A 22,505-nucleotide genomic window follows, 5' to 3' on the forward strand; every position below is an offset into this window, starting at 1 on the left:
GCGGAGGAATGCGCTATCGCGCCTTGGTCTCGGACAGAAACACCTTCGCTGCCGTACTTGCGCGATCCAGAGCTTCGGCCACGGGCGCGACGTCCTTTTCGCGAAACTGGCTGAGGAACAACTCCGCTACGGTGGACTGGTAGACCTTCCACATCTTCTTGCGAAGGGTGCGCCCCTTGTCGGTGATGGTCGCGTAGGCGGCGCGTCCGTCGTCCGGATCGCGCATGCGGGTGACGAGCCCTTCCTGCTCCAGACGGTCGATCAGGCGCGTGAGGTTGTAGCGCTCGATGGCGAGTACGTCGGCCAGTTCGTGCATGCGCCGCGTGCCTTGCGGGCCGCTTTCCAGTCCCCACAGCGTGTCGTACCAGGCGTAGGCGGGCAGGTCGGCCTGCGCCAGACGGCGCTCGATCTCGCGAATCATCGTGCGGTGCGCGCGCACGAAGGAGAACCAAAGATCGGGGTCAGGCGTGCTCATGAATGTCCTTGTCGATGTTACATGTGAGTTGCAGATGCAATTGTACATGGCTAGAATGGCCGGCATGACGATTGCAAATGCAATCCATGCTGCGCTTGTTGCTGTCGTAATCGCTATCGCGAACCCCCATCGCGATCCCTCGTGTGGTTCGTGATCTCAAGGAGACATCTCATGACCCAATTGCCAGTGGCGGCGGGTGCCGACACCGATATCCAGGAAACGCGCGAATGGCTCGACGCGCTCGAAGGCGTCACCACCGTTGAAGGCCGCTCGCGCGCCCACTTCCTGATCGACCGTCTTGCCGCATGGGACTTCGCGCAGCACGGCGACTTCCATACCCGGGTGACGACCGACTACGTCAACACGATCCCCACGTCGCGCCAGCCCGCCTATCCGGGCGACCTCGCCATCGAGCGACGCCTGAACGCCTTTATCCGCTGGAACGCGATGGTGATGGTCCTGCGCGCGGGCAAGCATTCGAACGTGGGCGGGCACATCGCGACGTATCAGTCGGCGGCGGTGCTGTACGACGTCGGCTTCGATCACTTCTTCCGTGGCCGCACCGACACGTTCGACGGCGACATGATCTACGTGCAGGGGCATTCCGCGCCGGGCATCTACGCACGCGCTTATGTCGAAGGCCGCATTACGCAGGCACAGCTAGACAACTACCGTCGCGAAGCGGGGCGCAGCGGCATCTCGTCGTACCCGCATCCGCGTCTGATGCCGGACTTCTGGCAGTTCCCGACGGTGTCGATGGGGCTCGGTCCGATCACCGCTGCGTATCAGGCGCGCTTCATGCGCTATCTCGAATACCGTGGACTGAAGCAGCACCAGGGCCGCAAGGTCTGGGCGTTCCTCGGCGACGGCGAGATGGATCAGCCGGAATCGCTCGCCGCGATTTCGCTGGGCGGACGCGAGCGTCTCGACAATCTCGTCTTCGTCGTGAACTGCAATCTGCAACGGCTCGACGGCCCCGTGCGCGGCAACGGCAAGGTCATTCAGGAGCTGGAAGGCACGTTCCGCGCGGCGGGGTGGAACGTCATCAAAGTGGTGTGGGGCAGCGGCTGGGACGCGCTGCTGGAAAACGACGTCCACGGCCTGCTGCGCGAGCGGATGATGGCGTGCGTCGATGGCGATTATCAGACGTTCAAATCGCAGAACGGCGCGTATGTGCGCGAGCACTTCTTCGGCACGTCGCCCGAGTTGCTGGCGATGGTCGCACATCTGAGCGACGACGAGATCTGGCAACTCGCACGCGGCGGTCACGACGCCCTGAAGGTCCACGCCGCCTACGCGCAGGCAATGAAGACGCAGGGGCGTCCGACCGTCATCCTCGCCAAGACGGTGAAGGGCTTCGGCATGGGTGAAGCGGGCGAGGGGCAGAACGTCAACCACCAGTTGAAGAAGATGAGCGCCGACGCAGTGCGCGCTTTCCGCGACCGGTTCGATCTGCCGGTGAGCGACGAGCAACTGGCCGAGATGCCCTACCTGCGGCCCGATCCCGATAGTCCCGAAGGTCGCTACTTTGCGGCGCGCCGTGCGGCGATGGGCGGTCACCAGCCCGCGCGCTTCGGCTTGCGTGCACCGCTCGCGATTCCGCCGCTCAGCACCTTCGCCGCGCAACTCAAGGATTCAGGCGAGCGCGAGATGTCGACGACGATGGCGTTCGTTCGCATTCTCACCGCGTTGCTCAAGGACAAGGAAATCGGCAAGCGCGTGATTCCCATCGTGCCCGACGAATCGCGCACGTTCGGTATGGAGCCGCTGTTCCGCCAGATCGGCATTCACTCGTTCCAAGGCCAGCGCTACACGCCGCAGGACGCCGGGCAGCTCAGCTACTACAAGGAAGCGCTCGACGGCCAGATCCTGCAAGAAGGCATCAACGAGTCGGGCGCGATGGCGTCGTGGATCGCGGCGGGCACGTCGTACAGCACGCACGACTTTGCCACGATCCCGTTCTACATCTTCTATTCGATGTTCGGATTGCAACGCGTGGGCGACCTCGCCTGGGCGGCGGGCGACGCCCGTACGCGCGGCTTCATGCTCGGTGCGACGTCCGGGCGCACGACGCTCATGGGCGAAGGGCTGCAACACGATGACGGTCACAGTCACGTGCTTGCATCCGTCATCCCGAACTGTGTGGCGTACGACCCCACGTTCCAGTTTGAGCTCGCCGTGATTCTGCAAGACGGTATGAAGCGCATGTACGTCGACGATCAGGACGTCTACTACTACGTCACGCTGCTTAACGAGAACTACGCGCACCCGGCCATGCCCGAAGGCGCGGAGGCTGGCATTCTCAAGGGCTTGTACCTGCTACGTAAAGGTGATGAGGGCGAGGCGAAGGCCGATGCACCGCGCGTGCAACTGATGGGCAGCGGCGCGATCCTGCGTGAGGTCATGGCGGCGAGCGAATTGCTGCGCGACGACTTCGGCGTGCAGAGCGATCTCTGGAGTGCGACGAGCCTGACGGAAGTGCGTCGTGACGGGCTGGCCGTCGAGCGCTGGAATCTGCTGCATCCGGAACAGACGCCGCGCGTGCCGTACGTCCAGCAATGTCTTGCAGATCGCAAGGGGCCGGTCGTGGTCGCAACGGATTACATGAAGATCGTCGGCGATCAGATTCGTCCGTTCGTGCGTGACCGTCGTTTCGTCACGCTCGGCACCGATGGCTTCGGCTGCTCGGATACGCGTGAATCGTTGCGCACGTACTTCGAGGTGGATCGTCACTTCATCGTGCTGGCGGCGCTCGGTGCGCTGGCGGACGAAGGTCGAGTGCCGCGCGAGCGCGTTGCCGAGGCGATTCGCAAGTACGGTATCGATCCGGAGAAGCTGGACCCGGCAACGGTTTGATGGGGTAGTAGAGAGAGGCTAGGAGCGAGCTAGAAGCGGGAAGGTGAAGCGCGGTGCGGGGGCGTGTCGCGCTTCACCTGAACGTTTGGCCGTCAGTTGCCGGTTTTGCGATACAACGCCAGACCGCCCGCGAGCGAGAACATGACAACGGCGCAAACGCGGTTCAGCCGCTTGAGACCGCGTGCCGTCATCAGACGCGCGGCCTGCACGCCGCCGGTCGCGTAAAGCGTCATCACCAGAATGTCGACACCGGCGGAGACCACGGCAAGCACAGCGTATTGCGGTGCAAGCGGCATCGACGTATCCACGAACTGCGGCAGGAACGCCGAGAAGAACAGCAGAATCTTGGGATTGGTCAGCCCGACGCCGAAGCTGCGCAGGAAGACGCGACCGGCACTCAGATCGGACTTGATCCGCACCTGACTCAGGTCTTGCGGATGGCTGCGCCAGAGTTGAATCGCGAGCCACACGAGATACGCCACGCCGACCCATTTGACGGTGGCGAAGAGCGTCGCCGACGCCATGAGCACCGCACCGAGCCCCGCACCCACAGCGGCTACGACCAGCAGGTCGGACAGCGCCGCACCGCACATCCCCACGAGTACCACACGCCAGTTGCCCGAGATGCCGTTGGCAAGGGCGAGCAGTGTCGTCGGACCGGGAATCAGGCCGCCGATCAGCGCGGCGGTGGCATATATCGCAAGCGTGGAGAGTTGCATGGCGCAGTACCAGTAACGGAGCGGAGACGCCAGTCTTGCAGATCGCCTTGCGCGCGGCAAGCGGGCCGTGACAGCCGCCCGCTTACCGCCCGTGTGCAGTAGCGTCGCAACGTGCCCGTCAGGCAATGTGCGCGGCGTATCCCGTTCTGTCCGTCGCAATATCGTCGCGGAGCGTGAGCGCAGGAATTTCGTAGTCGCCGTGGTTCTGGCGACGATAGGGGATCGGCGCGGTCGTCGCGAGTGTGTCGAGACGCTTGCCGAGATCGTGCGTAATCGTGGCGAACGCCTCGGCATCGACCCGCGACGAGCGAAACGTCACGAACGGCGGCAACACGTCGAAGCCGGGATAGAACAGCATGCCGTGCTGAATCGGGAACAGAACGTCGTCGATAGGGCCGTTAATACCGCGCGCGCTGTAATGCGAGTCCCAGCCGCCGGTCGTCACCACGAGCATGGCGCGCTTGCCCGACAGCGACCCTTCGCCGTAGCGGTCGCCCCAATGCGCGTTCGAATGCTCACCCACGCCATAGGCGAAGCCATACGCATACACGCGGTCGAACCAGCCCTTCATGATCGCGGGCATGGAGAACCACCACAACGGGAACTGGAAGATCACCGTGTCGGCCCAGCGAAGCTTTTCCTGCTCGCGGGCGATGTCGACGCTTTGCGTGCCGTCGACGAACGCCTGCTTCGAGTCGAGCGACGCGTGGAACGGTTCAGCCGGATCGCGTTGCGGCGCGTCGTGCTCGTCGATGGTGGTCTTCCATTGCATCGCGTACAGATCCGAGACTTGCACGTGATGCCCCGCCGCTTCCAGATGCTGCACGGCGAAGTCGCGCAGCGCACCGTTGAGCGAGCGCGGTTGGGGGTGGGCGTAGACGATCAGGACATTCATTTTCAGACTCCGTGGCCTTGCGGCGTATTCGATGCCATCGCTTGACTGGATGGGGATGAATGCAGCTTAGAGACGCACGAGGTATATTGGAAATGAATTCCTGATATGGCAGGTATAACGATGATTAATTTGAGACGAATCGATCTGAATCTGCTCGTCACGCTCGACGTGCTGTTGGCCGAGCTGAACGTTACGCGCGCGGCTGAGCGTTTGCATATCTCCCAACCAGCGGTGAGCGTGCATCTCGCGAAACTGCGCGAGGCGCTGGACGATCCGCTGCTGCTGCCGGGGCCGCGCGGCATGCGACCGACCGCGCGGGCGGAGTCGCTGCGCGAGCCGTTGCGCGAAGCGCTCGAATCGCTCACGCGGGCTGTCGCGCCGGCGGCACCGTTCGAACCGGCGAATGCCGATCTGACGTGGCGCATCACCGCGACCGATTACACCGAATCGACGATTGTTCTGCCGCTCATGCAAAGACTGCGGGAGGAAGCACCGAAGACGCGGCTGGCAGTCTACGATCTGGTCCCCTCGCGGCTGTCGCGTCAGGCGGAGCAGGGGAGCATCGACGTGGTCTTTCACACGACGGAGAACGCGCCGGAGGGCTTGCGTCGCAAGGCGCTCTTCACCGAGCGCTATGTGCTGGTGGGACGTCGGGGGCATCCGAAGTTGAAGCGTCGCCCGACGCTCACGCAGTTCTGCGAACTCGATCACAGCATCGTCTCGCAGGACGGCGGTGGCTTTCACGCGAGCACCGACGACGCGCTCGCCGCGATGGGCATGTCGCGACGCGTGGTCTTCTCCGTGCCGCACTTCCTGTTCCTGCGCGCAGCGCTCGCGGGCACCGATCTCGTCGCGATGGCCCCGGAGCGCCTCGTGCGCGACGATCCCGCGCTGCAACTTATGGCCCCGCCCATCGATCTGCCCGGCTTCGAGATCTCGATGTACTGGCATGAGCGGGTGCACCGCGACCCGGCGCATCGCTGGCTGCGGGAAACCATCGCCAGCGTCGTCTAACCGGCAGGCGATGCGACGTGACGTTCAGCGAGTGGGCTTAATCGACGTGAGCGTGCGTCGCTCGTAGTCCCGCGATCCCATCTCCGCCAGTCGGCTGATCGTGCGCGACAGGTCGCGCCAGTCGCTTAGCGCGTCGAGCGCGGGGATCAGCGGTGCGTCGGACGCGATCAGCAACGTTCGCTGACGGTCGTAGCAAATGTCGACGAGCCAGAGAAAGCGTTGCAGCGTATCGGGGCGGCGCAACTGCTCGACGTGCAGTTCGTCGACGATCAGCGCTTGCCACTGTTCGGCAAGACTGAGGTAGTCCAGGTGCGAGCGGTGGGCCACGCACAGCGCCTCGAAGTCGGCCCACACCACGCGCTCGCCCGCGCTGCGCACCGCGAGGGCGCGTCCGGCGACCGTAACGTCTGACGGTGCGCCGGCCGGACTGCCCTCCAGCGCTTCGTAACACGCGGGCAGCACGCCATGCGCGGTGTCCAACGGCGCAAGCCAGCGGGGCATCGACGCCGCGTCGCCCCCCATCCGGTAATCGGTCGCGCCATCGAAGTGCACGATGGCGAAGCGTTGAAGAATCACGGCGATGGTCGGCTCGAAACGCTCGTGAAACTCGGGATCGGGCAACAACTGCGCGGGCGCGTAGTTCGACGTCAGCACCCATCGAACGCCGCGTGCGAGCGCGATGTCGAGAAAGCGTCCGATGAGGAAGGCGTCGGCAATGTCGTGGACGTGGAATTCGTCGAAGCACAGCAATTCGACGCCGTCGAGCCAGCGGTTTGCGACCGCAGCGAGCCGGTCGTCGCACTTCGGCTCACGCACGAGCTGACGATGGATGTCGCGCAGGAACTCGTGAAAGTGCACACGTCGTTTCTCGCCATCGGCGACAGCGAAGGCGGCATCGACAACAAGGCTCTTGCCGCGTCCGGGCAGGCCGTAGCAATAGACGCCGTCATGCGTCGCCGCCCCACGGGACGCGCCCGGTGGCGAGAGGCTCGCGAGCATGGCGATGGCGTCGCGTTGACGAAGGTCGGGGGTGATGTGGCGCTCGGCCAGCGCTTGCGTGATACGCGCGGCGTCGATCATGGACGCAGGACTCCGGAAGGCTGAGGCCGACGCATGGGGATCATGCGCTCGGCCGACGAGCGCCACTATACCGGCGCGCCGCATGGCAGGCCAATACGGAATTCCGTGCGCTGCCATCGCATTTCGGCATCGCCCCGGCGGTGGTCTTCGGGGGCCTGCGATTGCTGCTAGAATTGCCGCACGGCCGATGCTGCCTGCCGCTCGCACCCGAACCGGGGTTGGTGAAAGCATCGCAGGTATCGCATGTCCGTCCCGTTCTCCGGGCGACGCGCATCAGCAACGCGAGCACTGATCGAATGCGTCGCCATTGAACGCTATCAAGGATGGCCAACATGCGAACCTATCTCGACGCCAAAATCATGGCCAAGTCCCTGCGCGAACGTCTCGCGCGCGAGGGCATCGACATCTCCCACGCACAGGCACTCGAATCCGTCGCCGCGCAGTTCGGCTTTGCGGACTGGAACGTGCTCGCCGCCAAAGTCGCCGCCGCGGCGGTGAGCGATGGCATCGTGTTCGACACCGTCGCCCCGATTCACCGGATCTTCGACGAAGCGAAAGCGCGCGAATTCTACGTCGACTTTCTCGGCTTCAAGATCGATTGGGAACACCGCTTCGCCGACGGTCTGCCGCTGTACTGCCAGGTCTCGCGTGCGGGCATGACACTGCACCTCTCAGGCCACTTCGGCGATGCCAGCCCTGGGGCGACGACGTTCGTCTTCATGCGCGGTGTCGAAGCCTATCAGCGCGATTTGTCGGGCAAGCGTTATCCCAATATGAATCCCGGCATCGAAGCCCTCGACTGGGGTAAGCAGATGACGGTGACGGACCCGTTCAATAACCGCATTCGCTTCTGCGAATCGAACGACTGACAGAGGAAGGCCGGTATGTCCCAAGATTTCGATCCTGCGCGCTATTTCCAGCGCATCGGTTATACCGGCCCCCGCGAAGCCACGCTCGACGTGCTGCGCGCGGTGCATTCGCTGCATCCGCTTGCGATTCCCTTCGAGAACATCGACCCGATGCGCGGCAAGGCGGTGAACGTCGACCTGCCGTCGGTCGTCGCCAAGCTGGTCGACGGTGAGCGCGGCGGTTACTGCTTCGAGCAGAATGCGCTGTTTGCCAGCGCGCTCAAGTATCTCGGGTTCGACGTCACGCCGCTGATCGGACGCGTCTGCTGGGGCCGCACCTTCGAAGTGGAAGCGCCGCTCACGCACATGCTGTTGCGCATCGAACTCGACGGCGAATCGTGGCTGGCGGATGTGGGCTTCGGCTCGGTCACGCTGACCGCGCCGTTGCGTCTGAATGCGTCGGGCGAGCAGGCCACGCCGCTGGAAATCTTCAATCTGACGCCGGTGCCGATGAGCGACGGTCATACCGTCGGCGAATATCGGCTGAGCGTGAAATCGGCGCAGACATGGCTGCCGACGTATCGCTTCGCGCCGCGTCCCGCCGAGTGGATCGATTACAAGCTCGGGAACTGGTACACGTCGAGCGCGCCGGACTCGATCTTCACCAATCACCTCATGGCGTGCCGCGTGTTGCCGCAGGGACGTCTCGCGTTGCTCGATACCAAGCTTGTCGAGCGGGGTTCGAAGGGGGACGTGATCGCCGAGACGAAGATCGATTCGGCGTCGCAACTCGTTGACGTGCTGGCCGGACGTTTCGGTCTCAATCTGGCCGACGTCGATACCGACGAGTTATTCGCGCGAGCGCTCGCGGGTGCCGCCCAAACGGTCGTGCGCTGAACATCGAAAGCGCAACGAGAAAGGGCCTTGCAGACCGACCGTCTGCAAGGCCCTTCTTCTTTCAGTCTTGCATCAATGTGCCGACGTCGTGCCCGGCCACATCCGCACAGCCAGTGCGCCGAGTGCGGAGAGCATGGCGACCGATGCGACGCCCGTCCAGCCCCAGTGCGCCAGCGCCTGCGAGCCAAGCACCGAGCCGAGCGACATGCCGATGAACACGCAGACGAACAGCACGGCGTTCAGACGGCTGCGCGCGGCAGGCTCGATTCCGTACACGATGGTCTGATGCGAGATCAGCGCGACCTGCACACCGAGATCGAAGCCAATGGCACCCAGACCGATCAGCCACAGTTGCGCATGCGGGCTGAGCAGCGGAGCGAACAGCATCGCCGCGAACGAGACGGCCACCAGACCCGCGCCCAGACGCGTTACGATCTGCGGCCCCTTCTTGTCCGCGATACGACCGGCAATCGGCGCACCGAGTGCACCGGCAGCACCCGCCAGACCGAACGCACCTGCGGCGGCCGCGCCCAGATGGAACGGCGCTTCGTGCAGCATCACGGCCAGCGTCGACCAGAACGCGCTGAAGCCGACCGAGAGCAGGCCCTGTGCGAAGGCCGCACGGCGCAGCGCCGGATGACGACGCCACAGGCTCGCCACCGAACCGATCAGTTGACGATAGGACATCTGCGTCGTCGGATGGAACGACGGCAGGCTGCGCCACGCCACCACACCAAAGCCCGCCACGCTGATGGCCGCGACCACATACATCGCCCGCCATCCGAAATTCTGCGCGACGAAGCCCGACACCACACGAGAGAGCAAAATCCCCAGCAGCAGGCCGGTCATGACGGTGCCGACAACGCGTCCCCGGATCGATTCGGGGGCGAGGGTGGCCGCTGCCGGCACGATGTCTTGCGCCATCGTCGCCGTCAGACCGATGGCGAGACTCGCGACGAGCAAGGTGCCGATGCCCGGCGCAAAGGCCGCCAGCAGCAACGCGAGCGTCAGGATCGCGCCCTTGACGAGCACGATGCGGCGGCGGTCGATGATGTCGCCCATCGGCACGAGCAGCAGAATCCCAAGGGCGTAACCGAGTTGAGTGAGCGTCGGCACCCAGCCCACGGTCGTGTTGGCCGCGTGGATGTCGTCGGTCATGATGCCGAGCATCGGTTGCGCGTAGTACAGCGAGGCGACCGTCAGGCCTGTGCCCGTGGCTAGCAACAGAATCAGTCGTGCGGATAGCTCCGGCTGCGGCCGGGGCGTGGCACGGCTCGCGTCGGGCGTGTTCGAAATCTGAGCGGAACTCATTACGTGAGGCTCCAATAATTCAGTAGGAAGGTACGGGCCGTAGTGTCTCGCTTGGTGCAGTGCAGCGGTAGACCTATAATCCGTACAACCTTTATACGTGTGACGTATGACAGAGCCTCTCGATCCCCCGTCCTCTGCATCGCCCTTGGCCCTCCGTCCCGGCGGTGCCGACCGCGTCGAACTGATGCAGACCTTCGTGCGCATCGTCGAATCCGGCAGTCTGTCGGCGGCGGCGGCGCAGCTCGGGACTACCCAGCCGACCGTGAGCCGACGGCTGCAAATGCTGGAGCGCTCGTTGGGGCTGCGGCTGCTTCAGCGCTCGACCCATCGCATGAAGCTCACCGAAGACGGCGAGCGTTGCTTTGCGCGCGCCAAGGAACTCGTGACCAGTTGGGAGGCGTTCGAGGCCGACCTGCGTGGCACGGGGGCCGAGCCGGAGGGGACGTTGCGCGTGCTCGTGCCGCACGCGTTTGGGCAGGACATGATGATCGGGCCGCTGGCCGATTTTCTCGAGCGCTATACGGGCATGAAGGTGCACTGGTTCTTGCAGGATCGCGAGCCGGACTTCATTGCGGAAGGCATCGATTGCGCGATTCACGTGGGCGAATTGCAGGACCCGTCGAACGTCGCCATTCTGCTCACCGACGTGCCGCGTATCGTCGTGGCGTCTCCCGACTTGCTGCGGGGACGTCCGATGCCCGAGCATCCCTCTGAACTGACGGCGTTCCCGTGGCTCGCGCTCACCACGTTCTACCGGACCGACATCACACTGACGCATCGTGAGACGCACGAGAGCGAGCGCATCACATTCGACCCGCGCATGAGTACGGACAACCTGTTCGCATTGCGCAGTGCCGCATTGCGCTGTCTGGGTGTGGGGGTGGCGTCGGCGTGGGTAATGGCCGAAGACATTGCGCAGGGGCGCCTGATTCAACTCGTGCCGAAATGGCGCTCGACGCCGCTGCCGATGTATCTGTTGTACCCGTACGCGAAGTATTACCCCGCGCGCCTGCGCCGCTTCGTCGAGGCGATGCGCATTGCGATTCCGACCGTGATCGAGGAAGAGCAGCGCAAGATTCGCTGACGGGAGACGTGCCGGTGCGGCGTCAGGTCAGCAACAGTTGTCCGGCCTTTCCTTGCAGCAGGGCGTCGTTGCGCTGGGCGGCGTCGCGCAGGTAATCCCACAGCACCGTAATGCGTTTGAGCGTGCGCAATTCTTCGTGGCAGTAGATCCAGAAGCTGCGCGTGACGACCACGTCGTCGACCAGCAGCGGCACGAGTCGGGGGTCCTGCGCCGCCATGAAGCACGGCAGAACGGCCAGTGCTTCGCCCTGCAACGCCGCTTGGTATTGCGCGATGACGCTCGTGCTGCGCAGCACGACATTGCACCCCGGCACGATGTCTTCCAGATAGCGCAATTCGTTGCTGAACGAGAGTTCGTCGACATAGCTGATGAAGCGACGCCCGGTGAGATCGGCGAACGTCGACACGTCGCCGTACTGCGCGAGATAGCCGGGCGTGGCGTACAGCTGCAAGCGATAGTCGCACAGCTTGCTGCACACGTACGGTCCCCGTTGCGGGCGCTCGATGGTGATCGCCAGATCGGCTTCGCGCTTGGAGAGGCTGACGAAGCGCGGCACCGGCAAGACGTCGAAATCGATGGCGGGGTATTCGCGCTGAAAGCGTGAGAGCACGGGCGTGACGAAGTACGTGCCGAAGGCTTCCGTCGACCCGATGCGCACATGGCCCGAGAGCGTTTGCCCAAGTCCCGCGACCTGCTCGCAGGCCGATTGCAGGGCCGTCTCCATCTGCTCGGCATGCACCAGCAGTTGCTGGCCTTCCGGGGTGAGCGCGAAGCCCGCGTTGCGCGACTTGTCGAACAGCAGCGTGCCGAGCGCCTGCTCCAGCGCACGCACCCGTCGCGATACCGTCGTGTGGTCGACACCCAGCCGAAGCGCTGCCGCACTCACGCGCTGCGTGCGCGCCACTTCCAGAAAGTACCGAAGATCGTCCCAGTCGGGACGCGGCTCCGCACCCGACGCCCCGGCCATGCCGGTTGACCGTGCCGCTCTCGTCGTTCTCGCTGCGCCGCCGTGCGCCATACCCCCGCTCCCGTGTGAAGTCGCTATGTGCATTTATGCACAAAGTAGATGCAGATTTTCGCTATGTAAAGCAAATTCGCACAAATACAATTTATGAGCGCCACGCATAGACGTCGGCGACGAAAGCATAAAAGACCTGAAGGAGACAAAAGCGATGAAGATCAAGCCGTGGCTGCTCGCGCTGGGACTCGGTGCGGGCTTGGGATTGTCGTCAGCCGGTGCGTTTGCGCAGTTGCCGGACCGGCCCGTCAAGGTGGGCGTGCTCACCGATATGTCGGGCACGTATTCGGCGATGGGCGGGGCGGGGTCGGTTGTGGCCGCACAAATGGCCATTGACGACTGTCTGGCCGCCGAATGCAAGGGGATGAAGGTCGAACTGGTGTCGGCCGACAACCAGAACAAAGCGGACGTCGCTGCCAACAAGGCGCGCGAATGGTTCGATCGCGACAACGTCGACGCGATTGCCGATCTGACGAACTCGGCGGCGGCGCTCGCCGTGCAGAAGCTCGCGATGGACAAGCAGCGAGTCGTGCTGTTCTCCGGGCCGGCCACCACGCGTCTGACCAACGAAGACTGCTCGCCCACGGGCTTTCACTGGATGTTCGACACGTACTCGCAGTCGGCCGCGACCGCCCGCGCCGTGGTCGGCGACGGCGGCAAGTCCTGGTACTTCATCACCGTCGACTACGCCTTCGGGCACTCGCTGGAGAAAGACGCCGCCGATATCGTGAAGACGCTCGGCGGCACGGTCGTGGGCCAGTCGCGGCATCCGCTCAATGCGTCCGATTACGCGTCGTTCCTGTTGCAGGCGCAAAGCTCGAAGGCGCAAGTCGTGGCGCTCGCCAACGGCGGGCAGGACACCGTCAACGTCCTCAAGCAGGCGCGCGAATTCGGCATCGTGCAACGTGGTCAGAAGCTCGCCGCATTGTTGGTGTTTCTGTCTGACGTTCACGCCCTTGGCCTGAATACGGCACAAGGCCTGATGTTTACCGATGGCTTCTATTGGGACTACGACGACGCCTCGCGCACGTGGTCCGACCGCTTCCAGAAGAAGTACAAGAATCTGAAGCCGACGATGGTGCAGGCCGGTGTGTATTCGAGCGTGCTCCATTACCTGCGCTCGGTCGCCGCAGCAAAGAGTGTGGACGCGAAGGTGGTTGCGCAAAAAATGCGTGAATTGCCGATTCGCGATCCGATCATGCACAACGCGTCGATTCGTCCGGACGGACGCGTGATTCACGACATGTATCTGTTCCGCGTGAAGTCGCCCGCCGAGTCCAAAGGCCCGTGGGATTACTACACTAAAGTGGCCACCGTCCCTGCGACGGAAGCCTTCCAGCCGCTGTCGAAATCGACCTGTTCGCTCGTGAAGACGAACACGGCAGCGAAGTAAGCGTCACCGAACTGTCTGCGACCGTCATCCGGCGGTCGCGCAACCCTTACCCGAATCCCTGCATTCGTTTCGATCTGGAGAGCGTGTCATGTCCCTACCCACCATCCCGCTGCTCATCGATGGCAAGCGTGTTGAATCGAAGACGTCGCAGTGGCGCGACGTCGTGAACCCGGCCACGCAGGAAGTCGTCGCACGCGTGCCGTTCGCTACGACCGAAGAACTCGATGCGGCTGTGGCCTCCGCCAAGGCCGCTTACAAGGGCTGGCGCAACACGTCGCAGGCCAATCGCATGCGCGTGATGCTGCGCTTCCAGCAACTGCTGCGCGACCACACGGGCGAACTCGCCGAGCTGATCACGCGCGAACACGGCAAGACGCTGCCCGACGCCGAAGGCGAAGTGGGCCGTGGCCTCGAAGTCGTGGAACACGCCTGCTCGATTGCGTCGCTGCAACTCGGCGAGTACGCGCAGAACGCGGCCGGTGGCGTTGACGTCTATACGCTCATCGAACCGCTGGGCGTGTGTGCGGGCATTACCGCGTTCAATTTCCCGGTGATGTTGCCGTGCTTCATGTTCCCGCTGGCCGTCGCCACGGGCAATACGTTTGTGCTGAAGCCTTCGGAGCAAGACCCGAGTGCGTCGCTGCGACTCGCCGAACTCGCACTCGAAGCCGGCCTGCCGCCGGGCGTGCTGAACGTCGTGCATGGTGGTCCTGACATCGCGAACGCGATCTGCGATCACCCCGATATCAAGGCCGTGTCGTTCATCGGCTCGACGCACGTCGGCACGCACATCTATCGTCGCGCATCGGAAGCGGGCAAGCGCTGCCAGGCGATGATGGGCGCAAAGAATCACTGCGTGATCCTGCCGGACGCGGATCGCGAGCAAGCCATCAACCATCTGCTCGGCGCGGCCTTCGGGGCGGCGGGGCAGCGCTGCATGGCGACGTCGGTCGCCGTGCTCGTGGGCGAAGCCCGTGAGTGGGTGCCGGAGCTGGTCGAGCGTGCGCGTGCGCTCAAGGTCGGGCCGGGCACGGATCGCAAGGCGGACGTTGGCCCGCTCGTCTCGAAGCAGGCGCGTGCGCGTGTGGAGAAACTGATCGGCGCGGGTGCGGAAGAGGGCGCGAAGCTGTTGCTCGACGGACGGGGTCACTCGGTCAAGGAAGCGCCGGACGGCAACTTCGTCGGCCCGACCATCTTCGACGGCGTGACCGCCGATATGTCGATCTACCGCGAGGAAATCTTCGGGCCGGTGCTGTGCATGGCCGGGGTCGACACGCTCGACGAAGCGATCGCCTTCGTCAACGCGAACCCGAACGGCAACGGCGTGGCGCTGTTCACGCAGGACGGCGGCGCGGCGCGTCAGTTCCAGAATGAGATCGACGTCGGTCAGGTCGGCATCAACCTGCCGATTCCGGTGCCGGTGGCGTGGTTCAGCTTCACGGGGTCACGTGCATCGAAGCTCGGCGATCTCGGCCCGAACGGCAAGCAGGCCATTCTGTTCTGGACGCAGACGAAGACCGTCACGGCACGCTGGCAGGCGCGCGGCACCGGCCCCGCAGGCGTGAACACCACGATCACGCTGAAGTAACGCGCGCTTCCACGGATTTCGGAGACAGACAATGGCGACGGAAACTCAACAAGGGACGCTGCGCGTGGCGTTCATCGGCCTGGGCAACATGGGCGGGCCGATGGCGGCGAATCTGGTCAAGGCCGGACACGCTGTGCGTGGCTTCGACCTGTCCGGTGATGCAGTGGAACGCCTCGCGGCGGCGGGCGGAAACGCGGCGAAATCGATTGCCGATGCGGTGCGCGACGCGCAGGTCGTCATCACGATGCTGCCTGCCGGCGAGCACGTGCTGGCGGCGTACGACGGTCCCGAGGGCGTGTTGGCGAACGCGGCACCGGACGCCGTGCTGATCGACAGCAGCACGGTGCCGCCGGAGATTCCGCGTCAACTGGCGAAGCTTGCGCGGCCCGGCACGTTGCTGCTCGACGCGCCGGTCTCGGGCGGCACGGCAGGCGCAGCGGCGGGCACGCTGACGTTTATGGTCGGGGGCGATGCGGCACTCGTCGAGCGCATGCGGCCGCTGCTGGGCAACATGGGACGCGCAATTCACCACGGCGGCCCGCTCGGCGCGGGACAGACGCTCAAGCTGTGCAACAACATGCTGCTGGGCATTCTGATGGCGGGCACGAGCGAAGCGCTACGCCTCGGCATTGCGAACGGTCTCGATCCGAAGGTGCTCTCGGCGGTGATGCAGCAAAGCTCAGGGCGCAACTGGACGCTGGAGGTTTATAACCCGTGTCCGGGCGTGATGGAGAACGCGGCGTCCTCGCGCGGCTACACCGGCGGTTTCGCGACCGACCTGATGGCGAAGGACCTGCGTCTCGCGCACGGTGCGGCCGAGTCGAGCGACGTGGCGACGCCGCTGGGCGATCTCGCGCGCCGTATCTTCGAAGTGCATCGCGCGAACGGTCATGGCGGGCTCGATTTTTCGAGCATCTTCCAGGACCCGGTGACGTTGGCGCAGGCGCTGGAAGTGAAATAACGCCTGGTGCCTCACTGTATGAGACGAAAGGCAAATGCCCGTCGGCCCCACGGTCGACGGGCATTTGTCATTGCGACGATTTGACGCGCCTGCCTCACGGCACGAGGTCCGGTCATTTCAATAGCACGAATATCGGCGTATCATCCGGCCCCAACGGCTACCCCCACAGCCGGTCTCAGCGCTTGCGAGCGCCATTTCGTCATCATGATCGTCCGTCCCAATCTGCATTGGCTGCGCATGCTATTCGTCGTGCGCGGCTCGATCTTGCCCAAGATCGCTCCGCAGCTCATTTTCACCACGATCATCTCGATTGTCGTCACCGTAGCGCACGGGCGTATCTTCGAATGGAAGATCCCGCTCACGTTTATCCCGTTCTCGCTGATCGGCATCACGCTCGCGATCTTTCTCGGCTTCCGGAACACCACCAGCTACGCCCGCTATTGGGAAGCCCGTGTGCTCTGGGGCAGCGTGCTCAACGAGACGCGGGCGCTGTCCCGTCAGTCGATGACGCTGGTGTCGGATACGTCCGATTCGCCGCGCTTCGTCGCCTATCTCATCGCCTTCGTGCACGGTATGCGCCACCAGTTGCGCAACACGGACCCGCGCGCCGACTTCGAGCGCCTGCTCGATAAGGAAGACGTGGCGTGCCTCAAGCGCAAGCAGTTCAAGCCGATCACCCTCCTGCTGATGGCGGGTGAGTGGCTGCGCGAGCGTCGCATGCGCGGACAGATCGAAGCGCCGCTGGCGCAGGTCATGGAGATGCACCTGGACCGCCTCGGCGAAGCCATCGGCGGCTGCGAGCGCATTGCCACCACGCCGATTCCCTTCACGTACGGCGTGATCCTGCACCGCGTGACGTACCTCTACAGCCTGCTGCTGCCGTTCGGGCTGGTCGACTCCATCGGGCCGATGACGCCCGTGATCGTCGCCTTCATCTCGTACACGTTCTTTGCGCTCGAAGCGGTGAGCGCCGAGATCGAGGAGCCGTTCGGCCTGGAAGCGAACGATCTGGCGCTCGACGCCATGTCCGAGACCATCGAGCAATCGCTGCGGGAAATCCTGCATCGCCAGCATACGGCGCAAGTGCGGGCGCGCGAGCATCACATCATCACCTGAACCGTCTGAGTCCTCGGCGGCGGCCTCTCAGTCGCCGATGCCTTTTCCAAAAAACTTAATACTAAAGTTCTTGCTTTAGTATTTAACGCGACTATACTCAAGCACATGCTTGACCATGACAACACCCTCGATCTGACTTTTCAGGCACTGGCCGACGCCTCTCGCCGAGCGATGCTCGTGCGGTTGGCGCAAGGGCCGGCGTCGGTGAGCGCGCTAGCGCAGCCCTTGTCGATGTCGTTGCAGGCGGTCATGCAGCACCTGTCCGTACTGGAGAGTGCGGGGCTGGTGCGAACGGAAAAGGCGGGACGTGTGCGCACGTGCCGGATCGAACCTCAGGCGCTGAGCCTTGCAGAGCGATGGATCAACCAGCGCCGTCACGAGTGGGAGGGCCATCTCGACCGATTGGGCGAGTATCTGGCCAGCCTGCCGCCCGAAGGAGACCTTCATGACGACAGCAAGTGAAGCAAAAGCGGGCGTGCAAGCGCGTCCGCTCACCGTTGGCCGTACGTACGCCGTGGCGCGCGATGTGGTGTTTCGTGCATGGACCTCGACCGACGCCGTCAAGCGCTGGTTCTGCCCGACCGGTTACACGGTGCCCGAAGCCCAGATCGACGCTCGCGAGGGCGGCGCTTTCGATCTGCGCATGCAGTCGCCCGAGGGCGAATCGCACTGGATTCGCGGGCGTTTCGTCGAAGTCGATGCGCCGAAGCGTCTGGTCATCGACATGAAAGTGACGGACGAGAAAGGGCACGCGTTGTTCAGCGCGCTCACCACGGCGAGCTTTACCGACGTGGCGCAAGGCACGCAGCTCGACGTCGAGCAGCGCTATACGGTGCTCGACCCCGCCTTCGCGTGGATGCCGGAGGGTGCTGCGCAGGGATGGACGCAAACGCTCGACAAGCTCGGACGCGAAGTCATGAAGGAAGCCGAAGCGCCGACGCAGCGCAGTGTCGTGCATGGCACATTCCGTATCGAGCGTCAGTACCCGGCATCGCCCGCGCGCGTGTTCCGTGCGCTGGTCGAGCGAGAGGCGAAGGACCGCTGGTTTGCGCGCAGCGAAGGGCTGACGTTGATCGAGCGCACGATGGATGTGCGCCCCGGCGGTCGCGAAGTGGCGAAAGGCAAATGGCCGAACGGCATGGTCTCGACCTTCGATGCGCTTTACTACGATGTCGTGCCGGATACGCGTGTCGTCTACGCGTACGAGATGCATCTGGATACGCGCAAGATCTCGGTGTCGGTGGCGACCATCGAGATCAAGGCACGCGGTGGCGGCACGCATCTCGTCATGACCGAGCAGGGCGCGTTTCTCGACGGTTACGACGATGCCGGGTCACGCGAGCGGGGCACCAACTTCCTGCTCGATGCGCTGGGCGCGTCGCTTACGGATTGACGATTCGGGGGCGTCTCGCAGACGTCTTCCCGACCCTACGACGCCGCCGCCCTCCGGATTCGTCCGGAGGCAGCGGCGTTTCGCATTTTGATGTCGCACCAATGTGGTGCATTTATTCCCATCAAAAGACGCAATAGTTCCTCGACAAATATCGCGTTTTTCATTCGAGAGGCGAGTTCTAGACTTCCTTCCATCGACGGCGCAATTCAAAACAAAGTCGTCGCAACATGACAGGAGTTAGGAAAATGAACCGCAAGAACATCGCAATCGCCCTTATCGCTGCTGTGGCTTCCCTTGGTGCCGTTGCTAGCAACGCCGCCGAAAACGGCAACAACTACCCCGAAATCGCTTCGCAAGGTCAGCCGCTCACGCGTGCTGCCGTGCAAGCCGATCTGGCTCAGGCTCGCGCCAACGGTCTGATCCCGCAAGGCGACGCCGACTATCCGGTGTACGTCGCTTCGGGCGAGAGCAAGACCCGCGCCGAAGTGAAGACGGAACTGGCACAAGCCCGCGCTGAAGGCCTGATGGCACAAAACGACCAGGACTACCCGGTCGCCGCAGTCGCCCAAGGTTCGAGCGTGTCGCGCGCCGACGTCAAGCAAGAGCTGGCACGTGCCCGCGCTGCTGGCGAACTGAACGAGTTCCAAGGCAGCTGATCGCCGCGCGGCCGATAAGGTCGCAGCAGTAAAAAGTTAAAAAGCCGTCCCGGGTGTGATGCCCGGGACGGCTTTTTTGCATTTGCGAACTGTCGCAATTCGCCTCTCAAAGCGGCGTTCGTCAGGCCTTCATGAAGCGCAGCGCGATGCGGGCGAGCTTCGGCACGAACGTCGGACGCAACAATCGCTTGTCGTAACCGTCCATGCGCCGCGCATCCTCTTCCAGACACAGCAAGATCAGATCGCGTGGCTTGAGCGATTCGCCGATATCGGCCGTGCCAGTCGCGGGAAAGTTGGCGTCGCGCGCCACACCGTCGGTGTCGATGCCGCGCGCAATCGCCATGCGATCCCAGATCAGCGTCACCCAAACGGCCGCGACCCGCGCGTAAAACCACGGACGCTTCCAGAACGGCAGCGTGCGCCGATACCAGGCCACCCAGTTTGCGAAGAACAGAATGTGGCGCGCTTCTTCCTGAATCACCGGTTCGAACGTCTCGACCAGCGCCTCGGGGAAATAGCCGGAGCGCTGTGCCGAGCGGAACAGACCGAAAGCGACGAAGCTGTCGATGCATTCACTGAAGCCGGTCTTCATCCACGCCCATTCGGCGTCTTTCGGCGGCGGATAGGGCGGCTCGGCAGCGAGTTCGATGCCGTAGGCTTCGACGAGTTTGGAGAGGACGACCTTGTGACGCGCTTCTTCCTCGCCGTCCATGACGAGGGCTTCGCGCAGCAGCGGGTCCTGAATCGTGGCGGCGTAGGTCGCGACGCGAATCGATGCGCGTCCTTCCGTCTGCACGGCGATGTCCCAGATGGGCAACGCGGTCAGACGTTTGAGGGCGTCGGGCGGCAGCTTCGGCCATTCGATGACGGACGGCTTGTAGGGATTGTGCGACTCCAGCAGCATGCGGCAGAACATGCGTTTATGGGAGTCCGAACCAATTTTTACGGGGCCGTCGGCATCGTATTGCCAATGCCGCATGACATGATCGGCCTGCGCTACGGCGGCCGCTAACGTGTCGGACATCTGGTCGGGATATCGCATTCGGTATGAGGTCTGTCTGCGTCGACAAAAATCATATCACCAAGCGCGATGCGTGCGCCGTGCAGACCGTCTCATGGACAGCCCGCACAGCGCGGACAGAACCCGTCAGAACAGATACATCCCTGCGATGAAGATCGCGCCCGAGAACAGCAGCGCCGTCACGCAGTACCCCATGATGTCGCGCACGCCGAGTCCGGCAATCGCGAGCGCGGGCAGTGCCCAGAACGGTTGCGCCATGTTTGTCCAGGCTTCGCCGTACGCGATGGCCATGGCCGCCTTGCCGAGGTCGGCATGCAGCGCCTGTGCAGCGGGCATGACGAACGGCCCCTGCACCACCCAGTGACCGCCGCCCGACGGCACCGCGAAGTTGATCACGGCCGAGCTGAGGAAGGCGAGCAGCGGGAACGTGTGGACGTTGGCGATTTCGATGAACCAGTTCGTGATGACGCCGGCGAGTCCCGAGTGATCCATCGTCGCCTGAATACCCGCGTAGAACGGGAACTGAATCATGATGCCCGACGCGCCGCGTGCGGCATTCGCCACGGCACGCGCGTAGGCCATCGGCGTGCGATGCAGCAAAATGCCGATGCCGAGGAACGCAATGTTCACGGTGTCGATGTCGAGCGTGAAGCCCTTCGTCACAGTGCGCAGCACCAGATAGGCTGCGATCAGCACGAACACCAGCAACGACAGCAGACGGCTTTCCTCGAGCTTTTCGGCCTGCGTGGCGTTCGGGCCGAGCACGCGCTCATGCGTCGGTTCGTCGACGAGCAGCTTCGGATCGACGGACACGACTTCGTTCGGACTCGGCATCATCGCGCGCGCCAGCAACGGCAACATCACGATCAGGCCGATGGTAATGAAGGCGTTGTAGCCGGTAAACAGCGTCTGCGAGACGGGAATCAGGCCGACGACTTTTTCCATCGGATTGCCATGCGTTGCCGCCACGAGCGGCACAGAGCCCGACAGTCCGCCGTGCCACGTCAGAAAGCCCATGTAGGCGCACGCGACAAGCAGGCGGTAGTCGGTGCCCTTCACGCGACGCGCCACTTCACGCGCGAACATCGCGCCGAGCACGAGACCGAAGCCCCAGTTGATTGCACACGCGACACCGGCGAGCAGCGCCACCATCATCGTGGCTTGCGCGGGCGAGCGGGCCGCGCCGGCCAGTGCGGCCATCGCGCGCTTCATCGGTGCGGAGCTGGCGAGGGCGTGACCCGTCACGAGAATCATCGCCATCTGCATGGAGAAGGCGAGCAGATTCCAGAAGCCCGAACCCCAGAGGAGTACGAGATCGCCCGGCGTCTTGGGGGTGAAGCCGAGGGCGAGGGCAAACGTGATGACGGTGAGGAAGATGGCGAAGATCAGCGGATCGGGCAAAAAGCGGTGCACGACCTGCGTGAAAAAACGGGAAATACCTTTGACCACGACTGTCTCTTCCTTTTTGTTAATTTGTTAACCGATTTCTAGCCGTGCATTGTGTCATCGGCCCGGGACAAGGGCATGACGTAAAACTGCGTAATGACAATGCGGCGGACGTTGTGGCAGGAAGGCCAGTGCGCGATGAAATATTTGGTAATTGTTGCGGCGCGTGCAACGCAGGTATTCGCGCGACGCGCTATATCGCGCGCGCAGACGTGACTAGACTGTAGAGCCGCTGTCGCAGTTTTTGCAGCTACCTTGCAATGGACTCATCATGTCGCTGACCCTTGAGCAACTCTTTCCGCAGCATCGTCCCGAAGGTGAAGCCGTGGCTACGGCTCTCGATAGTCACGCTGTCGTACAGGCGTTGTCGCTCGCCGTTGCCGACCATCCGCTGGCACTGCTGCGCATGATGTACCCGGCCACCGACGCGAACACGCACCGCAGCCGCGACGAACTCACGGAAGTGCTGCACCGTCACGGCCTGCATCAGGTCGCCGGGCTGATCGAAGAAGAATCGCCGTATCTGATGTTCACGTCGGCCGAGCATGCGCATCTCACGCTCGTGGAAATCCGCCGCTATTCGGCGGCCATCGCCGTGCATCTGTACTACCGTGGGCTGGCCGGTGTGGAAGCGGAAACGCGTCTGCGTGCCGATGCCCGCGTGCCTGCCGACGGCCATTTCAAGCCGTTCGACTGATTGGCGAGATGGGGATGCACGCTATCGATGCGATAGC

General features: G+C 63.7%; 21 protein-coding genes. 13 read left to right on the forward strand and 8 right to left on the reverse strand.

What is annotated here, in order from left to right; translation table 11 throughout:
- Positions 1–13 precede the first annotated feature (13 nt).
- Complete coding sequence (locus tag PAQ31011_RS11960; protein WP_150576049.1) at positions 14–475, reverse strand: MarR family winged helix-turn-helix transcriptional regulator; 462 nt, start codon at positions 473–475, stop codon at positions 14–16.
- A gap of 171 nt (positions 476–646) precedes the next feature.
- Between PAQ31011_RS11960 and aceE the strand changes: the two genes are divergently transcribed.
- Positions 647–3,331, forward strand: coding sequence for a pyruvate dehydrogenase (acetyl-transferring), homodimeric type (gene aceE / locus PAQ31011_RS11965; protein WP_150576050.1), 2,685 nt, complete (start codon positions 647–649; stop codon positions 3,329–3,331).
- A gap of 92 nt (positions 3,332–3,423) precedes the next feature.
- Here aceE and PAQ31011_RS11970 read toward each other — a convergent pair whose 3' ends face one another.
- Both PAQ31011_RS11970 and PAQ31011_RS11975 read right to left on the reverse strand, forming a co-directional pair.
- Positions 3,424–4,050, reverse strand: a complete 627-nt coding sequence (locus tag PAQ31011_RS11970; RefSeq protein ID WP_150576051.1) for a LysE family translocator — start codon at positions 4,048–4,050, stop codon at positions 3,424–3,426.
- 118 nt (positions 4,051–4,168) lie between these two features.
- Positions 4,169–4,945 carry an NAD(P)H-dependent oxidoreductase gene (locus PAQ31011_RS11975; RefSeq protein ID WP_150576052.1) on the reverse strand — a complete coding sequence of 259 codons (777 nt, stop codon included), beginning with the start codon at positions 4,943–4,945 and terminating at the stop codon, positions 4,169–4,171.
- A gap of 120 nt (positions 4,946–5,065) precedes the next feature.
- Between PAQ31011_RS11975 and PAQ31011_RS11980 the strand changes: the two genes are divergently transcribed.
- Positions 5,066–5,959 (forward strand): LysR family transcriptional regulator, encoded by an 894-nt coding sequence (locus tag PAQ31011_RS11980; RefSeq protein WP_217424860.1) that lies wholly within the window; start codon positions 5,066–5,068, stop codon positions 5,957–5,959.
- Between the two features lie 24 nt (positions 5,960–5,983).
- Here the strand turns inward: PAQ31011_RS11980 and zapE are convergent, their stop codons facing one another.
- A complete protein-coding gene (gene zapE, locus PAQ31011_RS11985) occupies positions 5,984–7,039 on the reverse strand; it encodes a cell division protein ZapE (protein ID WP_150576054.1) in 1,056 nt (351 codons plus the stop codon).
- Between the two features lie 332 nt (positions 7,040–7,371).
- On the opposite strand from zapE, the gene PAQ31011_RS11990 reads away from it, so the two are divergent.
- Together PAQ31011_RS11990 and PAQ31011_RS11995 are read left to right on the forward strand one after the other, a co-directional pair.
- The gene (locus tag PAQ31011_RS11990; RefSeq protein ID WP_150576055.1) at positions 7,372–7,908 is read left to right on the forward strand and encodes a glyoxalase superfamily protein; all 537 of its coding nucleotides are present in this window, start codon (positions 7,372–7,374) and stop codon (positions 7,906–7,908) included.
- A 15-nt stretch (positions 7,909–7,923) separates the two neighbouring features.
- Positions 7,924–8,784: an arylamine N-acetyltransferase family protein gene (locus PAQ31011_RS11995; protein WP_150576056.1), complete on the forward strand. Its 861-nt coding sequence runs from the start codon at positions 7,924–7,926 to the stop codon at positions 8,782–8,784.
- 72 nt (positions 8,785–8,856) lie between these two features.
- Here the strand turns inward: PAQ31011_RS11995 and PAQ31011_RS12000 are convergent, their stop codons facing one another.
- Entirely contained in the window at positions 8,857–10,095 is a 1,239-nt protein-coding gene (locus PAQ31011_RS12000; RefSeq protein ID WP_150576057.1) for an MFS transporter, read from the reverse strand.
- A gap of 106 nt (positions 10,096–10,201) precedes the next feature.
- Here PAQ31011_RS12000 and PAQ31011_RS12005 point away from each other — a divergent pair, with 106 nt between their 5' ends.
- Entirely contained in the window at positions 10,202–11,179 is a 978-nt protein-coding gene (locus PAQ31011_RS12005; RefSeq protein ID WP_217424861.1) for a LysR family transcriptional regulator, read from the forward strand.
- Between the two features lie 22 nt (positions 11,180–11,201).
- Here the strand turns inward: PAQ31011_RS12005 and PAQ31011_RS12010 are convergent, their stop codons facing one another.
- The gene (locus tag PAQ31011_RS12010) at positions 11,202–12,146 is read right to left on the reverse strand and encodes a LysR family transcriptional regulator (RefSeq protein ID WP_150576058.1); all 945 of its coding nucleotides are present in this window, start codon (positions 12,144–12,146) and stop codon (positions 11,202–11,204) included.
- 205 nt (positions 12,147–12,351) lie between these two features.
- Between PAQ31011_RS12010 and PAQ31011_RS12015 the strand changes: the two genes are divergently transcribed.
- The 7 genes from PAQ31011_RS12015 (at position 12,352) to PAQ31011_RS12045 (ending at position 19,304) form a co-directional block, all read left to right on the forward strand.
- A complete protein-coding gene (locus PAQ31011_RS12015; RefSeq protein ID WP_150576059.1) occupies positions 12,352–13,590 on the forward strand; it encodes an ABC transporter substrate-binding protein in 1,239 nt (412 codons plus the stop codon).
- A gap of 88 nt (positions 13,591–13,678) precedes the next feature.
- Entirely contained in the window at positions 13,679–15,178 is a 1,500-nt protein-coding gene (locus PAQ31011_RS12020; protein ID WP_150576060.1) for a CoA-acylating methylmalonate-semialdehyde dehydrogenase, read from the forward strand.
- 31 nt (positions 15,179–15,209) lie between these two features.
- Complete coding sequence (gene mmsB, locus PAQ31011_RS12025; RefSeq protein WP_150576061.1) at positions 15,210–16,139, forward strand: 3-hydroxyisobutyrate dehydrogenase; 930 nt, start codon at positions 15,210–15,212, stop codon at positions 16,137–16,139.
- Positions 16,140–16,343: 204 nt separating this feature from the next.
- Positions 16,344–17,255, forward strand: a complete 912-nt coding sequence (locus PAQ31011_RS12030; RefSeq protein WP_150576062.1) for a bestrophin family protein — start codon at positions 16,344–16,346, stop codon at positions 17,253–17,255.
- 105 nt (positions 17,256–17,360) lie between these two features.
- Positions 17,361–17,717 (forward strand): ArsR/SmtB family transcription factor, encoded by a 357-nt coding sequence (locus PAQ31011_RS12035; RefSeq protein WP_039401336.1) that lies wholly within the window; start codon positions 17,361–17,363, stop codon positions 17,715–17,717.
- Complete coding sequence (locus PAQ31011_RS12040) at positions 17,701–18,648, forward strand: SRPBCC family protein (protein ID WP_150576063.1); 948 nt, start codon at positions 17,701–17,703, stop codon at positions 18,646–18,648. The genes PAQ31011_RS12035 and PAQ31011_RS12040 overlap by 17 nt, the downstream gene beginning before the upstream one ends.
- 245 nt (positions 18,649–18,893) lie before the next feature.
- Entirely contained in the window at positions 18,894–19,304 is a 411-nt protein-coding gene (locus tag PAQ31011_RS12045) for a DUF4148 domain-containing protein (protein WP_174990093.1), read from the forward strand.
- Positions 19,305–19,425: 121 nt separating this feature from the next.
- On the opposite strand, the gene PAQ31011_RS12050 is transcribed toward PAQ31011_RS12045, so the two are convergent.
- On the reverse strand, positions 19,426–20,328 hold the full coding sequence (locus tag PAQ31011_RS12050; protein ID WP_150576065.1) for a ferritin-like domain-containing protein: 903 nt from the start codon (positions 20,326–20,328) through the stop codon (positions 19,426–19,428).
- A gap of 123 nt (positions 20,329–20,451) precedes the next feature.
- Positions 20,452–21,774 carry a TIGR00366 family protein gene (locus PAQ31011_RS12055; RefSeq protein ID WP_150576066.1) on the reverse strand — a complete coding sequence of 441 codons (1,323 nt, stop codon included), beginning with the start codon at positions 21,772–21,774 and terminating at the stop codon, positions 20,452–20,454.
- A gap of 268 nt (positions 21,775–22,042) precedes the next feature.
- Between PAQ31011_RS12055 and PAQ31011_RS12060 the strand changes: the two genes are divergently transcribed.
- Complete coding sequence (locus PAQ31011_RS12060) at positions 22,043–22,468, forward strand: hypothetical protein (RefSeq protein WP_052252296.1); 426 nt, start codon at positions 22,043–22,045, stop codon at positions 22,466–22,468.
- Positions 22,469–22,505: the final 37 nt, after the last annotated feature.

This window comes from Pandoraea aquatica (genome assembly GCF_902459565.1).
Classification (GTDB): domain Bacteria; phylum Pseudomonadota; class Gammaproteobacteria; order Burkholderiales; family Burkholderiaceae; genus Pandoraea; species Pandoraea aquatica.